The organism is Nocardia sp. NPDC058518 (assembly GCF_042719655.1).
GTDB lineage: Bacteria > Actinomycetota > Actinomycetes > Mycobacteriales > Mycobacteriaceae > Nocardia.
Genome location: NZ_JBHXNJ010000017.1, coordinates 51,547 through 66,468, shown reverse-complemented (window position 1 = coordinate 66,468; position 14,922 = coordinate 51,547). Strand labels below are relative to the sequence as shown.

14 protein-coding genes are annotated in these 14,922 nt (G+C 68.3%); 8 read left to right on the top strand and 6 right to left on the bottom strand.

Annotated elements, in window-relative coordinates; all coding sequences use genetic code 11:
• Positions 1-52 precede the first annotated feature (52 nt).
• The 5 genes from ACFWPX_RS26050 to ACFWPX_RS26030 form a co-directional block, all read right to left on the bottom strand.
• Positions 53-2,017 carry a molybdopterin-dependent oxidoreductase gene (locus tag ACFWPX_RS26050; RefSeq protein WP_378929835.1) on the bottom strand — a complete coding sequence of 655 codons (1,965 nt, stop codon included), beginning with the start codon at positions 2,015-2,017 and terminating at the stop codon, positions 53-55.
• A gap of 145 nt (positions 2,018-2,162) precedes the next feature.
• Positions 2,163-3,326 carry an acetyl-CoA C-acetyltransferase gene (locus ACFWPX_RS26045; protein ID WP_378930010.1) on the bottom strand — a complete coding sequence of 388 codons (1,164 nt, stop codon included), beginning with the start codon at positions 3,324-3,326 and terminating at the stop codon, positions 2,163-2,165.
• Positions 3,327-3,372: 46 nt separating this feature from the next.
• Positions 3,373-3,993, bottom strand: a complete 621-nt coding sequence (locus ACFWPX_RS26040) for a TetR/AcrR family transcriptional regulator (RefSeq protein WP_378913801.1) — start codon at positions 3,991-3,993, stop codon at positions 3,373-3,375.
• 46 nt (positions 3,994-4,039) lie between these two features.
• Positions 4,040-4,861 carry an SDR family oxidoreductase gene (locus tag ACFWPX_RS26035; RefSeq protein WP_378929833.1) on the bottom strand — a complete coding sequence of 274 codons (822 nt, stop codon included), beginning with the start codon at positions 4,859-4,861 and terminating at the stop codon, positions 4,040-4,042.
• On the bottom strand, positions 4,858-6,045 hold the full coding sequence (locus ACFWPX_RS26030; RefSeq protein WP_378929831.1) for an acyl-CoA dehydrogenase family protein: 1,188 nt from the start codon (positions 6,043-6,045) through the stop codon (positions 4,858-4,860). Before ACFWPX_RS26030 ends, ACFWPX_RS26035 begins: the two co-directional genes overlap by 4 nt.
• A gap of 79 nt (positions 6,046-6,124) precedes the next feature.
• Between ACFWPX_RS26030 and ACFWPX_RS26025 the strand changes: the two genes are divergently transcribed.
• The 8 genes from ACFWPX_RS26025 (at position 6,125) to ACFWPX_RS25990 (ending at position 14,441) form a co-directional block, all read left to right on the top strand.
• The gene (locus tag ACFWPX_RS26025; protein WP_378929829.1) at positions 6,125-7,678 is read left to right on the top strand and encodes a FadD3 family acyl-CoA ligase; all 1,554 of its coding nucleotides are present in this window, start codon (positions 6,125-6,127) and stop codon (positions 7,676-7,678) included.
• Positions 7,675-8,550, top strand: coding sequence for an enoyl-CoA hydratase (locus ACFWPX_RS26020; RefSeq protein WP_378913797.1), 876 nt, complete (start codon positions 7,675-7,677; stop codon positions 8,548-8,550). The genes ACFWPX_RS26025 and ACFWPX_RS26020 overlap by 4 nt, the downstream gene beginning before the upstream one ends.
• A complete protein-coding gene (locus tag ACFWPX_RS26015; protein ID WP_378929827.1) occupies positions 8,551-9,693 on the top strand; it encodes an acyl-CoA dehydrogenase family protein in 1,143 nt (380 codons plus the stop codon).
• Between the two features lie 28 nt (positions 9,694-9,721).
• Positions 9,722-10,726, top strand: a complete 1,005-nt coding sequence (locus ACFWPX_RS26010) for an acyl-CoA dehydrogenase family protein (protein ID WP_378929825.1) — start codon at positions 9,722-9,724, stop codon at positions 10,724-10,726.
• A 10-nt stretch (positions 10,727-10,736) separates the two neighbouring features.
• Entirely contained in the window at positions 10,737-11,786 is a 1,050-nt protein-coding gene (locus tag ACFWPX_RS26005) for an acyl-CoA dehydrogenase family protein (RefSeq protein WP_378929823.1), read from the top strand.
• A gap of 130 nt (positions 11,787-11,916) precedes the next feature.
• Complete coding sequence (locus tag ACFWPX_RS26000; RefSeq protein WP_378913793.1) at positions 11,917-12,369, top strand: MarR family winged helix-turn-helix transcriptional regulator; 453 nt, start codon at positions 11,917-11,919, stop codon at positions 12,367-12,369.
• Positions 12,370-12,385: 16 nt separating this feature from the next.
• Complete coding sequence (locus ACFWPX_RS25995) at positions 12,386-13,606, top strand: MFS transporter (RefSeq protein WP_378929821.1); 1,221 nt, start codon at positions 12,386-12,388, stop codon at positions 13,604-13,606.
• Positions 13,607-13,691: 85 nt separating this feature from the next.
• Positions 13,692-14,441, top strand: a complete 750-nt coding sequence (locus ACFWPX_RS25990; protein WP_378929819.1) for a DUF427 domain-containing protein — start codon at positions 13,692-13,694, stop codon at positions 14,439-14,441.
• Here the strand turns inward: ACFWPX_RS25990 and ACFWPX_RS25985 are convergent, their stop codons facing one another.
• Positions 14,442-14,699 carry a hypothetical protein gene (locus ACFWPX_RS25985; protein WP_378929817.1) on the bottom strand — a complete coding sequence of 86 codons (258 nt, stop codon included), beginning with the start codon at positions 14,697-14,699 and terminating at the stop codon, positions 14,442-14,444.
• Positions 14,700-14,922: the final 223 nt, after the last annotated feature.

Here is a 14,922-nt window from a genome sequence, read left to right as displayed (position 1 = left end):
CGGACCAGGTGCGACGTCCTCGAGACGCGCCCGGGTCCGGCGCTTTTCGCTGTCATCGCGGTGTCACGCTGACCCGGTTGTCGTGGAAGACCGCGCCGCCGCCGTAGTCCGAATCGCGCTCGGCGATGGTGGCGTTCACGGTGGCGCCGCCGGTGAACTTGGCCCAGCGGCCCTTGGTCGTACCCGCGACGCCGGGGCGCACCCGGTCCGATATCTCGGCGACGGCCTCGAAGGAACCGCGGGCATTGGACACGACCACCGCGGCGCCGTCGGCGATTCCGCGTGCGGCGGCGTCATCGGGGTGCAGCGCGATGCTGGATTCGCCTGCACGGCGCCGTAATTCGGGATTGGAGCCGAAGCTGGTGTTCAGGAAGTAGTGCGAGGCGGCGGAGATCAGCACCAAGCCGTCGCCGGGGTCGGCGGGTGGGGTGTAGGACGGCAGGGGGTCGTGTCCGGCGAGTTCCGCTCTGGCGGAGACGAACTGGAGTTTGCCCGCCGGGACCGGACCGGCCTGCACCTTCAGGAACCCGTCCGCGCGGAGGCGTTCGAGGTCGTAACCCTTCAACAGCTGCCTGGCCAGCTCTTCGTCGGAGTCGTAGAGCGCGGGCTCGGTGAGGCCGAAGCGCTGCGAGAGCCGACGGAAAGTCTCTGTGGTGGACAGGCATTCGCCGGGCGGCTCGACGGCCGGTTCGTTCCAGATCAGATAGAGGTGCCCGTAACCGGCGATCACGTCGAGGTGCTCGGGCTGCATCGTGGCGGGCAGGACGATGTCGGCGTAGTCGACGGTGTCGGTCCCGAAGTGCTCGAGGACCACGGTGAACAGGTCTTCGCGGGACAGGCCCTCGATCACGCGACGCTGATCGGGATTCGAACCCACCGGGTTGGCACCGATCACGAACAGTGCCTTGACCGGCGGACCGTCGGCCTCGAGCAGGGCTTCGCCGAGCCTGGTCATCGAGAGGGTGCGGACCGGCTGCGGCAGCAGGTCGTCGCGACGCAGCGCGGCGTCGTCGAGGCGGAAGTGGCCGCTCGTCGAATAGTGCAGTCCCCCACCGGGTATGGCCCAGTCGCCGGTGACACCGGGCAGGCAGCCGAGCACCCGCAGCGCCATGCCACCGCCCGCATGCCGCTGCATACCCTGCGACGCGCGGATGGCAGTCGGCCTGGTGCGGGCGATCCGCTCACCGAGCGCGATGATCTGCTCCGGTCGCAGCCCCGTGATCGCGGCGACCCGTTCGGGCGTGAATTCCTCGATACGGTCCCGGAATTCGGGCCAGCCCTCGGTGTGCTCGGCGATGAACTCGGTGTCCTGGGCGCCCAGCGAGACCACCACGTGCAGCAGCCCGAGCGCCAGCGCCGCATCGGTGCCGGGCAGCGGGGCGAGGTGTTCGTCGCAGCGCTCGGAGGTCTTGGTGCGGATGGGGTCGATGGAGACCAGGTAGGCGCCACTGTCCTGGATGAATTTCCACAGGTGGTGGCCGGAACTGAGCGGATTGGTGCCCCACAGCAGGATCAGCTTCGACTTCGCGAAGTCCTCGGGGTCCATGCCGCCGGAGGTGCCGAGGGTGTAGCGCAGGCCCGTGCCGCCCGCGACCGAGCAGATGGTCGGCGCGTGGTGCGACGCGCCGAGCAGGTTGAACATCCTGCGTCCCGGAAAGCCTTCCAGCCCTTGGAGATAGCCCAGACTGCCGGTGCCGTGGAACGGCCAGACCGCCTCACCACCGAATTCGTCGATGATGCCGGTGACCCGCGTGGCGATCTCGTCGAGCGCGGTGTCCCAGCTGATCCGCTCGAACCGCCCCGACCCCTTCGGCCCGACCCGGCGCATCGGATACCTGAGCCGATCCGGCGCACCGACCTGCTCGAGGTAGCGGTTCACCTTCACGCACAGCGCGCCGCGCGTGACCGGATGTTCCTTGTTCCCCCGCAGCCCGGTGGCGACCCCGTCCTCGACGGTCACCACCCACGAGCACGCGTCAGGGCAGTCCAGGGGGCATGCACCGAGCACCTTCACCATGCCGATCGTAGGCCGACGACCCGCGCCCGCCGGGATGCGGTCCGGCCGACAACACTGCGGCGTACTCGCAGTGTTGTCGGCCGGGTCCGGCATCAGGTGCGTATCCGGTGCGGGCAGTGGTGGGGCAGCCGGTCCACCAGCTGACCTACTTCGTGTCGGCGTCGAGGCGCTCGATGATGGTCACGTTGGCCGTGCCGCCACCTTCACAAATGGTGAGCAGGCCGTAGCGGCCGTTCACGCGCTCGAGCTCGTGCAGCAGGGTGGCGAACAGCTTCGCGCCGGTCGCGCCGAGCGGATGGCCGAGCGCGATGGCGCCACCGTTGACATTCACCTTCGCCGGATCGGCGCCGATCTCCTTGATCCAGGCCAGCACCACGGGCGCGAAGGCCTCGTTGATCTCGATGACGTCGATGTCGTCGATGGTCAGACCGGTCTTCTCGAGTGCCCACTGGGTCGCCGGAATCGGGGCGCTGAGCATGAAGATCGGGTCCGCGCCGCGCGCGCTGACGTGGTGGATGCGGGCGCGCGGGGTGAGGCCGTACTCCTTGACCGCCCATTCGGAGGCGAGCAGGGTCGCGCTGGCGCCGTCGGAGATCTGGCTGGCGACAGCGGCGGTGAGCGGGCTGCCCTCGCCGAGCGGTTGCAGGGTCGCCATCTTCTCGAGGCTGGTCTCGCGCGGGCCCTGGTCGACCTTGAAGTCACCGACCGGCACGATCTCGGCCTCGAAGCGGCCCTCGGCGATGGCGGCGCGGGCGCGTTCGTGGCTGCGTAGCGCCCACTGCTCCATGTCCTCGCGGGTGATACCCCACTTCTCGGCGATCAGTTCGGCGCCGCGGAACTGCGAGACCTCGCCGGTGCCGTAGCGCTCGTCCCAGCCGGTGGAGCCGACGAACGGGGAGTCGAAGCCGTATTCCTTGCCCGCGAGCATGGCGGCCGAGATCGGGATGGCGCTCATGTTCTGCACGCCCGCCGCGACGATCACCTCGGCGGTGCCGCTCATGATGGCCTGCGCGCCGAAGTTCACCGCCTGCTGGCTGGAACCACACTGCCGGTCGACGGTGACCCCGGGAACCTCTTCGGGGTATCCCGCGGTGAGCCACATGGTGCGGCCGATATTGCCTGCCTGCGGACCGACATTGTCGACACAGCCGACGATCACGTCGTCGACGACGGCCGGGTCGATGCCGGTGCGCTCGATGAGCCCGCGCAGGGCGGCGGCGCCGAGGTCGGCCGGGTGCACGCCGGCCAGCGCGCCATTGCGCTTGCCGACCGCGGTACGCACCGCATCGATCACATAGGCCTCCCGCAACGGGGTGTAGGGGCGGCGCTCGGCGGGTGCGGTCATCGGGGAACTCCTATGGCGTGGTGCTCCCGGGCAGGGTGAGCCCGTCGAGCACGATGGTGAGATATTGCTGGGCAAGGTTTTTCACGGTGATCGGACCACCGGGGGTGTACCAGCGGACCGCCACCCACACGGTGTCGCGCAGGAAGCGGAACGCGAGTTCCACGTCGAGTTCGGGGCGGAAGCTGCCATCGGCGACGCCGGTGGCGAGCACCCGGTGCCACAGATCGCGGAACTCGATGTTGAAGTCACGGATGTAGGCGAAACGTGCGACGTCGCGCAGGTTCTTGGCCTCGGCCTGGTAGATCGCGACCGCGGCGTGGTGCCGGTCGAAGGCCTCGTAGGAGGCGATGACCAAGGCCTCCAGGGTGTCTCGCGAACTCAGCGAGGCGGCCGCGATCTCGCGGTAGCGGCCGAACAGGTCATCGAGGAAGCCGCGCAGGATCTCGTCGACCATCGATTCCTTGGAATCGAAGTGGTGGTAGAGGCTTCCGGAGAGGATGCCCGCCGAGTCGGCGATGTCGCGCACTGTCGTGGCACGCAACCCACGCTCGGCGAACAGGCCGGCGGCGAGGTCGAGCAGCTCGGCGCGGCGGGTGCGTTTCACGGTGTCGGGAGCGGTCACACCCGTCATCGTACAACCAAGCACTTGCTTGGTTTCCGGGAACCCGCCACGGCGATCATGCGCGCTGACTGCTCACCGAGACAACCTCGCCGGTCAGATACGAGGTGTAGTCACTGGCCAGCATGGCGATCGTTGCCGCTACTTCCCAAGGCTCGGCGGCGCGACCGAAGGCCTCACGCTCGCTGAGCGAATCGAGCAGCTCGGTCGAACTCACCTTGTCCAGGAACGGATGCCGGGCGATGCTCGGTGCGACAGCGTTGATCCGCACCCCGAACTCGGCGGCTTCGACCGCGCTGCACCTGGTCAGCGCCATCACTCCGGCCTTGGCGGCGGCGTAGTGCGCCTGGCCGTGCTGGGCGCGCCAGCCGAGGACGGAGGCATTGTTGACGATCACGCCGCCGTGGCCCGCGCCGCGGAAGTATCCCAGCGCCGCACGAGTACAGCGGAAGGTGCCGGTGAGGGTGATGTCGAGAACCTGGTCCCACTGCTCGTCGGTCATGTCGACCACGGGGGTCTCACCGCCGAGGCCCGCGTTGTTGACCATGATGTCGATCCGGCCGAGTTCGGCGGCGGCATCGGTGAGCAGCTGGTTGACCTGCGCGCTGTCACGGACATCGCACACCACTGCGCCGACCCGGCGCTCCGGGAACTCCTTGGCCAGCAGCTCGGCGGTCTCGGTCAAGCGGCGCTCGTGCCAATCCGAGACCACCACGTCGGCACCCTCTTCGAGGAGCCTGCGCGCGGTGGCCGAACCGATGCCGGTGCCCGCGGCGGCGGTGATCACGGCCGTCCGGCCTGCGAGCAGGCCGTGTCCGGGGATCGAGGCCGGCGCGATCGACAGCGACTTGTTCGCGCCCGAATAGGTCTGCTCGCTCACGGGCGCGCCTCTCGCGGCAGGCCGAGCACACGCTCGGCGATGATGTTGCGCTGCACTTCGTTCGAACCTCCATAGATCGTGTCGGCGCGGCTGAACAGGTACAGCCGCTGCCATGCGGTCATGTCGTCGGGACCGGTGATCAGGCCGGCGGCGCCCTGCACCGCCATGGCCAGTTCGCCGAGGTCGCGATGCCAGTTGGCCCACAACAGCTTCGACACCGAGGCGCCGCCCGAATCGTCGTGGTCTTCGCTCATGGTGCGCAGCGCGTGCGCGCGCAGCACCCTGAGTCCGACCCAGGCGCGGTCGAGGCGGTCGGCGATCAGCGGGTCGGCGGCGGCGCCGGTCCGCCGTGCGAAGTCCTCGATATCGGCGAGCTCACGCGCGAAGCGGATCTGCTGGCCGAGGGTGGAGATACCGCGTTCGAAGGTCAAGGTGCCCATGGCGATTCGCCAGCCGTCACCCGGTTCGCCGACGACCAGGTCCGCATCGGTCACGGCGTTGTCGAAGAACACTTCGTTGAATTCGGAAGTGCCGGTGAGCTGTTCGATCGGGCGCACTTCGATGCCGGGCTGGTTCATCGGGACCAGCAGGTAGGAAAGGCCCTTGTGCCGGGTCGAGCCGCGTTCGGTGCGGGCGATCACGAAGCACCAGTCGGCGACGTGGGCGAGCGAGGTCCAGATCTTCTGGCCGTTGATCACCCACTTGTCGCCCTCGAGCCGGGCCGTGGTGCTCACCGCGGCGAGGTCGGAACCGGCGCCCGGCTCGGAGTAGCCCTGACACCACAGCTCGCCGACCGAGCGGACACCGGGGAGGAAGCGCTTCTTCTGCTCCTCGGTGCCGAAGGCGAGCAGTGTCGGGCCGAGCAGTTCCTCACCCACGTGCGAGACCCGCGCGGGAGCGTCGGCCTTCGCGTATTCCTCGTGGAAGATCACCTGCTGGCGCACACTCGCACCGCGGCCGCCGTATTCGACCGGCCAGCCGAGGCAGGTCCAGCCCGCCTTCGCGAGGTGGCGATCCCACGCCAGCCGCTCTTCGAAGAATTCATGCTCGCGGCCGGGTCCGCCGGTTCCGCGCAGGTCAGCGAACTCGCCCGAAAGATTTTCGGCGAGCCAATCGCGTATTTCCGCGCAAAACTCCGCGTCGGAGGTCGCGGTATCGGAATCTGAGGTCTGGATCACGCCCACGCCGATAGGATAACCTACCAAGCACTTGCTTTGTTAGCTGCTTCGGAAGAACAGCGAACCGCACTACGGTGAGGACCCCGTGACATCCCCTGCACAAACCACCCCGCAGGCGCTGCGACACATCGCCGCGGCGCATCCGCACGAGCCTGCCCTTGTCGACGGCGCGACCCGCCTGACCTGGGCCGAACTGCTCGACCAGGTCCGCATCGCCGCGCGTGCCCTGATCGCGCGCGGCATCGCCCCCGGCGACCGGGTCGCCATGTGGGCGCCCAACACCCACCACTGGGTGATCGCCGCGCTGGCCGCGCATTCCGTCGGGGCCGCGCTGGTTCCGTTGAACACCCGCTATGTGGCGGCCGAGGCCGTCGATGTGCTGACCCGCGTGGACGCGAAGGCGCTGTTCGTCGCCGGTCCGTTCCTCGGTCGCGATCGGGCCGCGGAACTCGTGGCGACGGCACCGGAGCTGGGTATCGGCACCGTCGTCGTCCTCCCGGTCGAGGCATCCCCCAGCGCGGCGGCACCGACAACGGTGACGTGGGCGGAGTTGCTCGCGCAGGCCGAGACGGTCTCCGAAGCGACCGGCGAGGAGCGGGCCGACCAGGTCGACCCCGACGACATCGCCGACATCCTGTTCACCTCCGGCACCACCGGCCGCAGCAAGGGCACGCTCGTCGCGCACCGGCAGGCCCTCGATGTGGTGCGCGGCTGGGTGGAATGCTCGACCCTGCGCGCGGGCGATCGCTACCTGGTGATCCCCCCGTTCTTCCACAACTTCGGCTACAAGGCGGGCATTCTCGCGTGCCTGGTCACCGGGGCCACGATCGTGCCGCAGGCCACCTTCGACGTGCCCGCGGCGCTGGCGCTGATCGAGTCCGAGCGGATCACCGTGCTCACCGGTCCGCCCACGATCTACCAGACCATCCTCTCCCATCCCCAGCGCGCCGAGCGCGACCTGACCTCGCTGCGGGTGGCGGTGACCGGCGCGGCGACCGTGCCGGTGGTACTGATCGAGCGGATGCGCGACGATCTCGCCTTCGAGGTGGTCATTACCGCCTACGGCCTGTCCGAATCGGCGGGTTTCGGCACCATGTGCCGGCCCGAGGACGACGCGAAAACCATCGCCAACACCTGCGGCGGACCGATCGCCGGGTTCGAACTGCGCCTGTCCGAGGCCGGTGAGGTGCTGCTGCGCGGTCCCAACGTGATGATCGGCTACCTCGACGACCCCGAGGCCACCGCCGAGGCCATCGACGCCGACGGCTGGCTGCACACCGGCGACATCGGCATCGTCGACGAGCGCGGCTACCTCAAGATCACCGACCGGCTCAAGGACATGTACATCACCGGCGGATTCAACGTCTATCCCGCCGAGATCGAACAGACCCTGGCCAGGCTCGACGGTGTCGCCGAGTCGGCGGTGATCGGCGTGCCCGACGAGCGGATGGGCGAGGTCGGCAAGGCCGTTGTCGTCCGCAAGGCCGGATCGGCGCTGACCGCGGACGAGGTGATCGCCTTCGCCGCGAGCACCTTGGCGAATTTCAAAGTGCCCAGGCTTGTCGAGTTCCGCGACCAGCTGCCCTACAGCGCCGCGGGCAAAGTGCTCAAGCGTGAGCTACGTGAGGAGAAGTCGTGAGTTCCGAAACCGAGACCGAGGTCGTCACCTATGAGGTGCGCGGATCGGTCGCCGTCGTCACCATGAACCGGCCCGATTTCCGCAACGCGCAGAACTCGAAGATGACCTACGCCCTCGATGCCGCCTTCGTGCGCGCGGTCGAGGATCCCGAGGTCAAGGTGATCGTGCTGGCCGGCAACGGAAAACACTTCAGCGCCGGGCACGACATCGGTACACCCGGTCGCGACCACGATGTGCACTACGAGAACAAGGCCGCGCTGTGGTGGGACCACCTCGACCGCCCCGGTGGCGATCAGCGATTCGCGCGCGAGTCCGAGGTGTATCTCGGCATGTGCAGGCGCTGGCGGGAAATCCCCAAGCCGATGGTGGCGATGGTGCAGGGCGCGTGCATCGCGGGCGGGCTGATGCTGGCCTGGGTGTGCGATCTGATCGTCTGCTCCGATGACGCGTTCTTCTCCGATCCGGTGGTCCGGATGGGCATTCCGGGTGTGGAGTACTTCGCGCATCCGTGGGTGATGGGTCCGCGCGCGGCCAAGGAGTTCCTGTTCACCGGCGATCGGTTCGGGGCGGCGCAGGCCAAGGAGTGGGGCATGGTCAACCGTGTCGTGCCGCGCGAGGACCTCGAAGCCGAGGTGTTCGGGCTCGCCGAGAAGATCTCCGCCATGCCGCAATTCGGGCTGGCGCTCACCAAGAAGGCCGTCAACCAGGCCGAGGATCTGATGGGCATGCGCACCGGCATGGACTCGGTCTTCGGGCTGCATCATTTCGCGCACGCGCACAACGCCGAGGTCGGCGCCGATTCCCTCGGCGGGATGAACGCCCGCTCGATGAAGAGCGCCGCCACCGCTACCGAACAGAACGGGACGAAGTAAGTGGATCTCGAGATCGACCCGGCTGCCCGGGAATTCCAGCTGGAGGTACGCGAGTTCCTCGCGGCCAACGTGCCGGCGGAACCGTTGCCGTCGATGGATACAGCGGAAGGCTTCGCCGCCCATCGTGCGTGGGAGGCGAAGCTGGCCGAGGCCCGCCTGTCCGCGGTGTCGTGGCCGCGCGAGTTCGGCGGGCGTGACGCGTCGATCCTCGAGTGGGTGCTGTTCGAGCAGGAGTACTACGCCGCCGGCGCACCGGGGCGGGTCGCGCAGAACGGCATCTTCCTGCTCGCGCCGACCCTGTTCGAGCACGGCACCCCAGAACAGCTGGCGCGGATCCTGCCGCGGATGGCGCGTGGTGACGACATCTGGGCGCAGGCCTGGTCGGAGCCCGAGGCGGGCAGCGACCTCGCGAGCCTGCGCTCTACCGCTCGGCGCACCGAAGGCGGCTGGCTGCTCAACGGCCAGAAGACGTGGAGTTCCCGCGCGTCCTTCGCGGATTGGTCCTTCGGCCTGTTCCGCAGCGACCCCGACGCGCAACGTCACCACGGGCTCACCTACGTGATGTTCCCGCTCACCGCCGAGGGCGTGAGCGTACGGCCGATCCCCCAGCTCGACGGCGAACCCGGCTTCGCCGAGATCTTCCTCGACGACGTCTTCGTGCCGGACCACGATGTGATCGGCGGGGTGAACGAGGGTTGGCGGGTCGCGATGGCGACTTCGTCCAACGAGCGTGGCCTCTCGCTGCGCAGCCCCGGCCGGTTCAGCGCCACCGCGCAGCGGCTCATCGACCTGTGGGAGGAGACGGCCGACCCGAGCGACACCGCGGCAAGGAACTCGGTGGTCGACGCCTGGCTCGGCGCCGAGGCCTACCGCCTGCACACCTTCGGGACCGTCACCCGGCTCACCGACGGCGGCCAGCTCGGCGCGGAATCGTCGATCACCAAGGTGTACTGGTCCGAACTCGACATCGCGATGCACGAGACAGCGCTCGACCTGCTGGGCTCGGCCGCCGAGCAGCGCAGCAACTGGACCGACGGGTATCTGTTCTCGCTCTCCGGCCCGATCTACGCGGGCACCAACGAGATCCAGCGCAACATCATCGCCGAGCGCATTCTCGGCTTGCCTCGCGAGAGCAAGCGATGAACGCGTACTTCAACACAGGAGGTCTGCGATGAGATTCGCGCTCAGTACCGAACAGCTCGACTTCGCCACCGAGCTCCGCAAGATTCTCGATGCCGGACAGGTGCCCGCCGCGGTGCGGGCCTGGGCGGATGGCGACACCACCAAGGGGCGCGCGCTGCTGCGGCAGATCGCCGACATGGGCGTGTTCGGCTTGATCGTCGACGAGAAGTACGACGGGGCGGACGCGACGCCCGTCGATCTCGTCGTCGCGCTGATCGAACTCGGCCGCGGCGCCGCGCCCGGTCCGGTGATCGAGTCCGCCGCCGTGATTCCGGCACTGCTGCAACGCCTTCCGGATGACGCGCCAGCCCAGCGGTGGTTGCCCGCGCTCGCGAGCGGCGGCGCGCTCGGCACCATCACCTTCGAGCCGCAGCGCGGCATCGCCCTCGACGCCGACAGCGCCGAGCCGGTGCTGGTGGCCGCCGACGGTCGATTGACACTCGGCGCGTCCGGCTCGGGTGCGGTGACTTCGATCGACCCCGCGCGCAAACTGTTCCCCGTCACGGCCGATGAACTGATCGCCGATGGCCCCGAGGTCGAAACCGCTATCGACTACGCCTTCGATGTCGGCGTTCTGGCCTGTGCCGCACAGCTGCTCGGCGCCGGCCGGTCGATTCTCGAACAGACCACGTCCTATGCCAAGCAGCGCAAGCAGTTCGGTCGCGCGATCGGTGAATTCCAGGCGGTGAAACAGCAACTCGCCGATGTGCTGATCGCCCTGGATCTGGCCGAACCGCTGCTGTACCGCGCGGCGCTCACGCTGGAATCGAACGACCGCGCCCGTGACGTCTCGGCAGCCTTGGTGACCTGTGGCGACGCGGCTCACCGTGCCGCACGCGCGGGGCTTCAGGTACACGGCGCCATCGGGTACACCGCGGAATTCGACCTGTCCCTGTGGCTGACCAAGGTCGCCGCGCTGCGGACAGCGTGGGGCACCGCCGATTTCCATCGCGCCCGCATCGCCGCGGCCCTGCGCGACGCCGCAGCGGTCTGAGGAGGAACCCATGTCATCGAATGAACTACTCGAATTCCGGACCTCGGTGCGGGCCCTGCTCGACAAGCACGCCCCGTCGGCCGCGCTGCGGACCGCGATGGACACCGACCTCGGGTACGACCCGAAGTTGTGGCGGATGCTGTGCGAGCAGGTCGGGGTAGCCGCGCTCGCGGTGCCGGAACAGTGGGGCGGCGCGGGCGCCGGGCTGGTCGAATCACTCATGGTCGTCGGCGAATTGGGGCGCACGCTGGGCGGGGTGCCGATGCTCGGGTCGGCGGTGCTCGGGGTGCAGGCGATTCTGCTGGCCGGTGACGAACCCTCCTGCGCCCGGCTGCTGCCCGATCTGGCGGACGGGTCACGCACCGCGGCTCTGTGCTGGGCCGACGCCGACGGCTGGGATTCGGCCGGAGTCGGCGTGACCGATGGGAAGCTCAGCGGCGCAGCCCATTACGTACTGCACGGCGCGCAGGCCGACCTGCTGTTGGTACTCACCGACGACGGGCTGTTCGAGACGACAGCGGACGCACCCGGCGTCGCCGTCACCGCGACTCCCGCGCTCGACCCCACCCGCAAACTCGCCACCATCACCTTCACCGATGCCCCCGCCACCCGGATCGGCACCGGCGACCCGGTGGCGCTGCGCCGCCGGTTGCGCGAAATCGCTTGGGCGGCACTGGCTGCCGAGCAGGTCGGCGCTGCCAGGCGCTGCCTCGAGATGACGGTCGAATACACCGCATCACGCGTGCAGTTCGGTCGCCCGATCGGCAGCTTCCAGGCGCTCAAGCACCGGATGGCCGATATGTACGTGCTGGTCGAGTCGGCCGAATCGGTGGCACAGGCCGCCGCCAAGGCGGTCGCCGAGGACAGCCCGTCGGCCGCCGAGGACGCCTGGGTCGCCCGCAAGCACTGCACCGAGACCTTCTCCACGGTGGCTGCCGAGACCATCCAGCTGCACGGCGGCATCGCCATCACCTGGGAACACGACGCCCACCTGTACTTCAAGCGGGCGCACGCCACCGCCGAGCTGTTCGGCACCGGCAGACGCCCCGTCGCGGCCTAGCCGAATTCACCGAAAGCCCCTGGTCGCAGCCCCGCGACCAGGGGCTTTCGGCATGTTGTGCGCCGTTTCACCAGCCCATGGGGCCGACCCGCCTAGAATTAGATAGTTAGCTTATGTAATATTACCCCTCGTGAAGCAGACACAGCAGCCATCCGCGGACGACATCGTGGTCGACCTGTTGGTCACTGCTGGTCGGCTCACCCGACTGGCCGGGGCGATCAGCAACGACGATCTGCCCCGCGCGGTCCTGCGGGCCCTTGCCGTGCTCGACGAGCACGGCGGTCTGCGGGTAAGCGATTTCGCCCGGATCGACAGATGTTCCCAACCGGCGGCAACGGCGCTGATCGGCCGACTCGTCACCGACGGATTCGCCACCCGCACCAAGGACCCGCACGATTCCCGGGCAGCGCTCGTCGAGCTCACCCCGGCCGGCCGGTCCCGCCTCACCGAGGCCAGGCGCGCGTTCGCCGCCGCCATGGCACCCGGACTCGCCGATTTCGATCTCGATCGGCTGATCCGCCTCGATACCGACATGAACGACCTGCTGACAGCCCTTCGCGCGGTTGCCCGCGGTCATCAGTGATGCAACAGGAGCGCCTATGAACGCCGCGGCCATCTCCCCGTCCGGCCAGCCGAAGGCTGTCTGGGCCGTCGCCTTCGCGAGCGTCATCGCGTTCATGGGCATCGGCCTCGTCGATCCCATTCTCAAGCCGATCGGTGAACAGCTGAACGCGACGCCGTCGCAGGTGTCGCTGCTGTTCACCAGCTACATGGCCGTCACCGGCGTCGCCATGCTGGTCACCGGCGTGATCTCGAGCCGCTTCGGCGCGAAGAAGACGCTGCTGTCGGGGCTGGCGATCATCATCGTGTTCGCCGCGCTGGCCGGTATGTCCGGCAGCATCGGCGAGATCATCGGCTTCCGCGCGGGCTGGGGTCTGGGCAACGCACTGTTCATCGCGACGGCGCTGGCCACCATCGTCGGCGCGGCCACCGGCGGTGTCGCCAAGGCGATCATCCTCTACGAGGCCGCGCTCGGAATCGGCATCGCGACCGGCCCGCTGCTGGGCGGCGTGCTCGGTGGAATCAGCTGGCGTGGTCCGTTCTTCGGGGTTTCGGTGCTGATGGCCGTCGCCTTCATCGCGATCGTCGTGCTCCTGCCCGAGATGCCGAAGGCTGCGCATCCGACCTCGATCACCGCGCCGTTCAAGGCATTGCGGCACAGGGGATTGCTGACCGTCAGCGTCACCGCGCTGCTCTACAACTTCGGCTTCTTCACCCTGCTCGCGTTCACCCCGTTCCCGCTGGACATGGGCACCTACGCGATCGGCTTCATCTTCTGCGGCTGGGGCATCCTGCTCGCCGTGTCCTCGGTATTCCTCGCCCCGAAACTGCAGGCGCGCTTCGGTTCCCTGCCGATGATGGCCCTGTCGCTTGCCCTGTTCGCGATCGACCTTGCGGTGATGGGGATGTTCACCGAGCACAAGATCGTGCTGATCGTCGGCGTCGTGATCGCGGGTGCGTTCCTCGGCGTGAACAACACGCTGATCACCGAGGCCGTGATGATCTCGGCGCCGGTCGAGCGGTCGACCGCGTCGGCGGCCTACAGCTTCGTCCGGTTCGGTGGCGGTGCGGCCGCGCCCTGGGTGGCGGGCAAGCTCGGCGAGCACAATATGTCGCTGCCGTTCTGGCTCGGCGCGGTCTGCACGGCCGCCGCGGTCGCGGTCCTGTTCATCGGCCGCGACGCGCTCGCCCACATCGACGACCACGACCCCGCCCCGCACTCCGTCGAGGAAGCACAGGCCATCACCGTCGGCGATTGAACTCTATTTTCGGAGCGCTGGCGCGCTCGAGTTCGCGGCCCCGCCGGTCCGGGTTCGGGGTTTGGAATTCGGGTAGCGTTGGTGCATGACCGAGGACCGACGTGGACGTGTCAAGGTTGAGACCGGGCAGAAGCGAGTACGGGTCTATCTGCGCGGGAAACTGGTGGCCGACACCGTGCGGCCGCTGCTGGTCTGGGAAATCCCCTACTACCCGACCTACTACGTGCCACTCACCGATGTGCACGCCGATCTCGATCCGAACGGGATCACCGAGCACTCCCCCAGCCGCGGCGAGGCGACGGGCTACGACGTGGCGGTCGAGGGCCTGCGGGCCGACGGTGCGGCGCTGCGCTATCTCGACTCGCCACTGTCGGAGCTGAAAGACGCTGTGCGACTCGATATCGCCGCGTTCGACTGGTTCGAGGAAGACGAGCAGATCTTCGTCCATCCGCGCGATCCGTATTCGCGCGTCGACATTCTCGGCAGCTCACGGAACGTGCGGGTGGAGATCGACGGGGTCACCGTCGCGGACTCGCAATCGCCGCGCATTCTGTTCGAAACCGGTTTGCCCGCACGGTATTACCTGCCGCTGACCGATGTCAGGATGGATCTGCTCACCCCGTCGGACACCCACACCAGCTGCCCGTACAAGGGCACCGCCGACTACTGGAATGTGCGCGTCGACGACACCGAACACTCCGACATCGTCTGGATCTATCGCACACCGCTGCCGGAGAGCCAGAAGGTGGCAGGCCTGGCGTGCTTCTACAACGAGAAGGTCGACATCTACCTCGACGGTGTGCTCCAGGATCGCCCGCACACACCGTTCAGCTGACTATTCGCCGACTTCGAGGACACCCTCATCGACGGCCCATTTGATCGACTTCTCCAGTGACGGACACGATTCCGGCCGACCCGGCCGCGCACCGTGTGCGGACATCTGCGCGAAGACCGGGCAGTGCGCGTCGGGGCGTTCGGTCCACTGCACCGAGGTCTGGTGCTGGCTCGCCTTGCGCACCAGCACCTGCGCCGAGCACGTCTGGCACCGCAGTGGTGTCAGACCCGTGTCGAGATAATGCTGTTTGTCGACCACGGTTTGCGCCCGCACCGCGGCCTGTCGCGCGGGCTGATCCGCGAAATCAGGCGCTTTGGCCCAGGTCGGGCGAGTCTCCGCACGCTGCGGAGAATCGCCCGACCCCGGTTTCGCGGGGGGGGGGGGGGCCGGGCGTCGCGCGGCGGTAGGGGGGCGGCGGGTCAGATATTATTAGCCCCCCGCCCCGGGATGGTGGCGGGGGGCCAGAGAAATAGCGCACAAC

Coding starts and splice junctions, on each gene's coding strand:
- ACFWPX_RS26050 (WP_378929835.1), bottom strand. CDS start 2,017: ATGGTGAAGGTGCTCGGTGCATGCCCCCTGGACTGCCCTGACGCGTGC.
- ACFWPX_RS26040 (WP_378913801.1), bottom strand. CDS start 3,993: ATGACGGGTGTGACCGCTCCCGACACCGTGAAACGCACCCGCCGCGCC.
- ACFWPX_RS26010 (WP_378929825.1), top strand. CDS start 9,722: ATGAGATTCGCGCTCAGTACCGAACAGCTCGACTTCGCCACCGAGCTC.
- ACFWPX_RS26005 (WP_378929823.1), top strand. CDS start 10,737: ATGTCATCGAATGAACTACTCGAATTCCGGACCTCGGTGCGGGCCCTG.
- ACFWPX_RS25995 (WP_378929821.1), top strand. CDS start 12,386: ATGAACGCCGCGGCCATCTCCCCGTCCGGCCAGCCGAAGGCTGTCTGG.
- ACFWPX_RS25990 (WP_378929819.1), top strand. CDS start 13,692: ATGACCGAGGACCGACGTGGACGTGTCAAGGTTGAGACCGGGCAGAAG.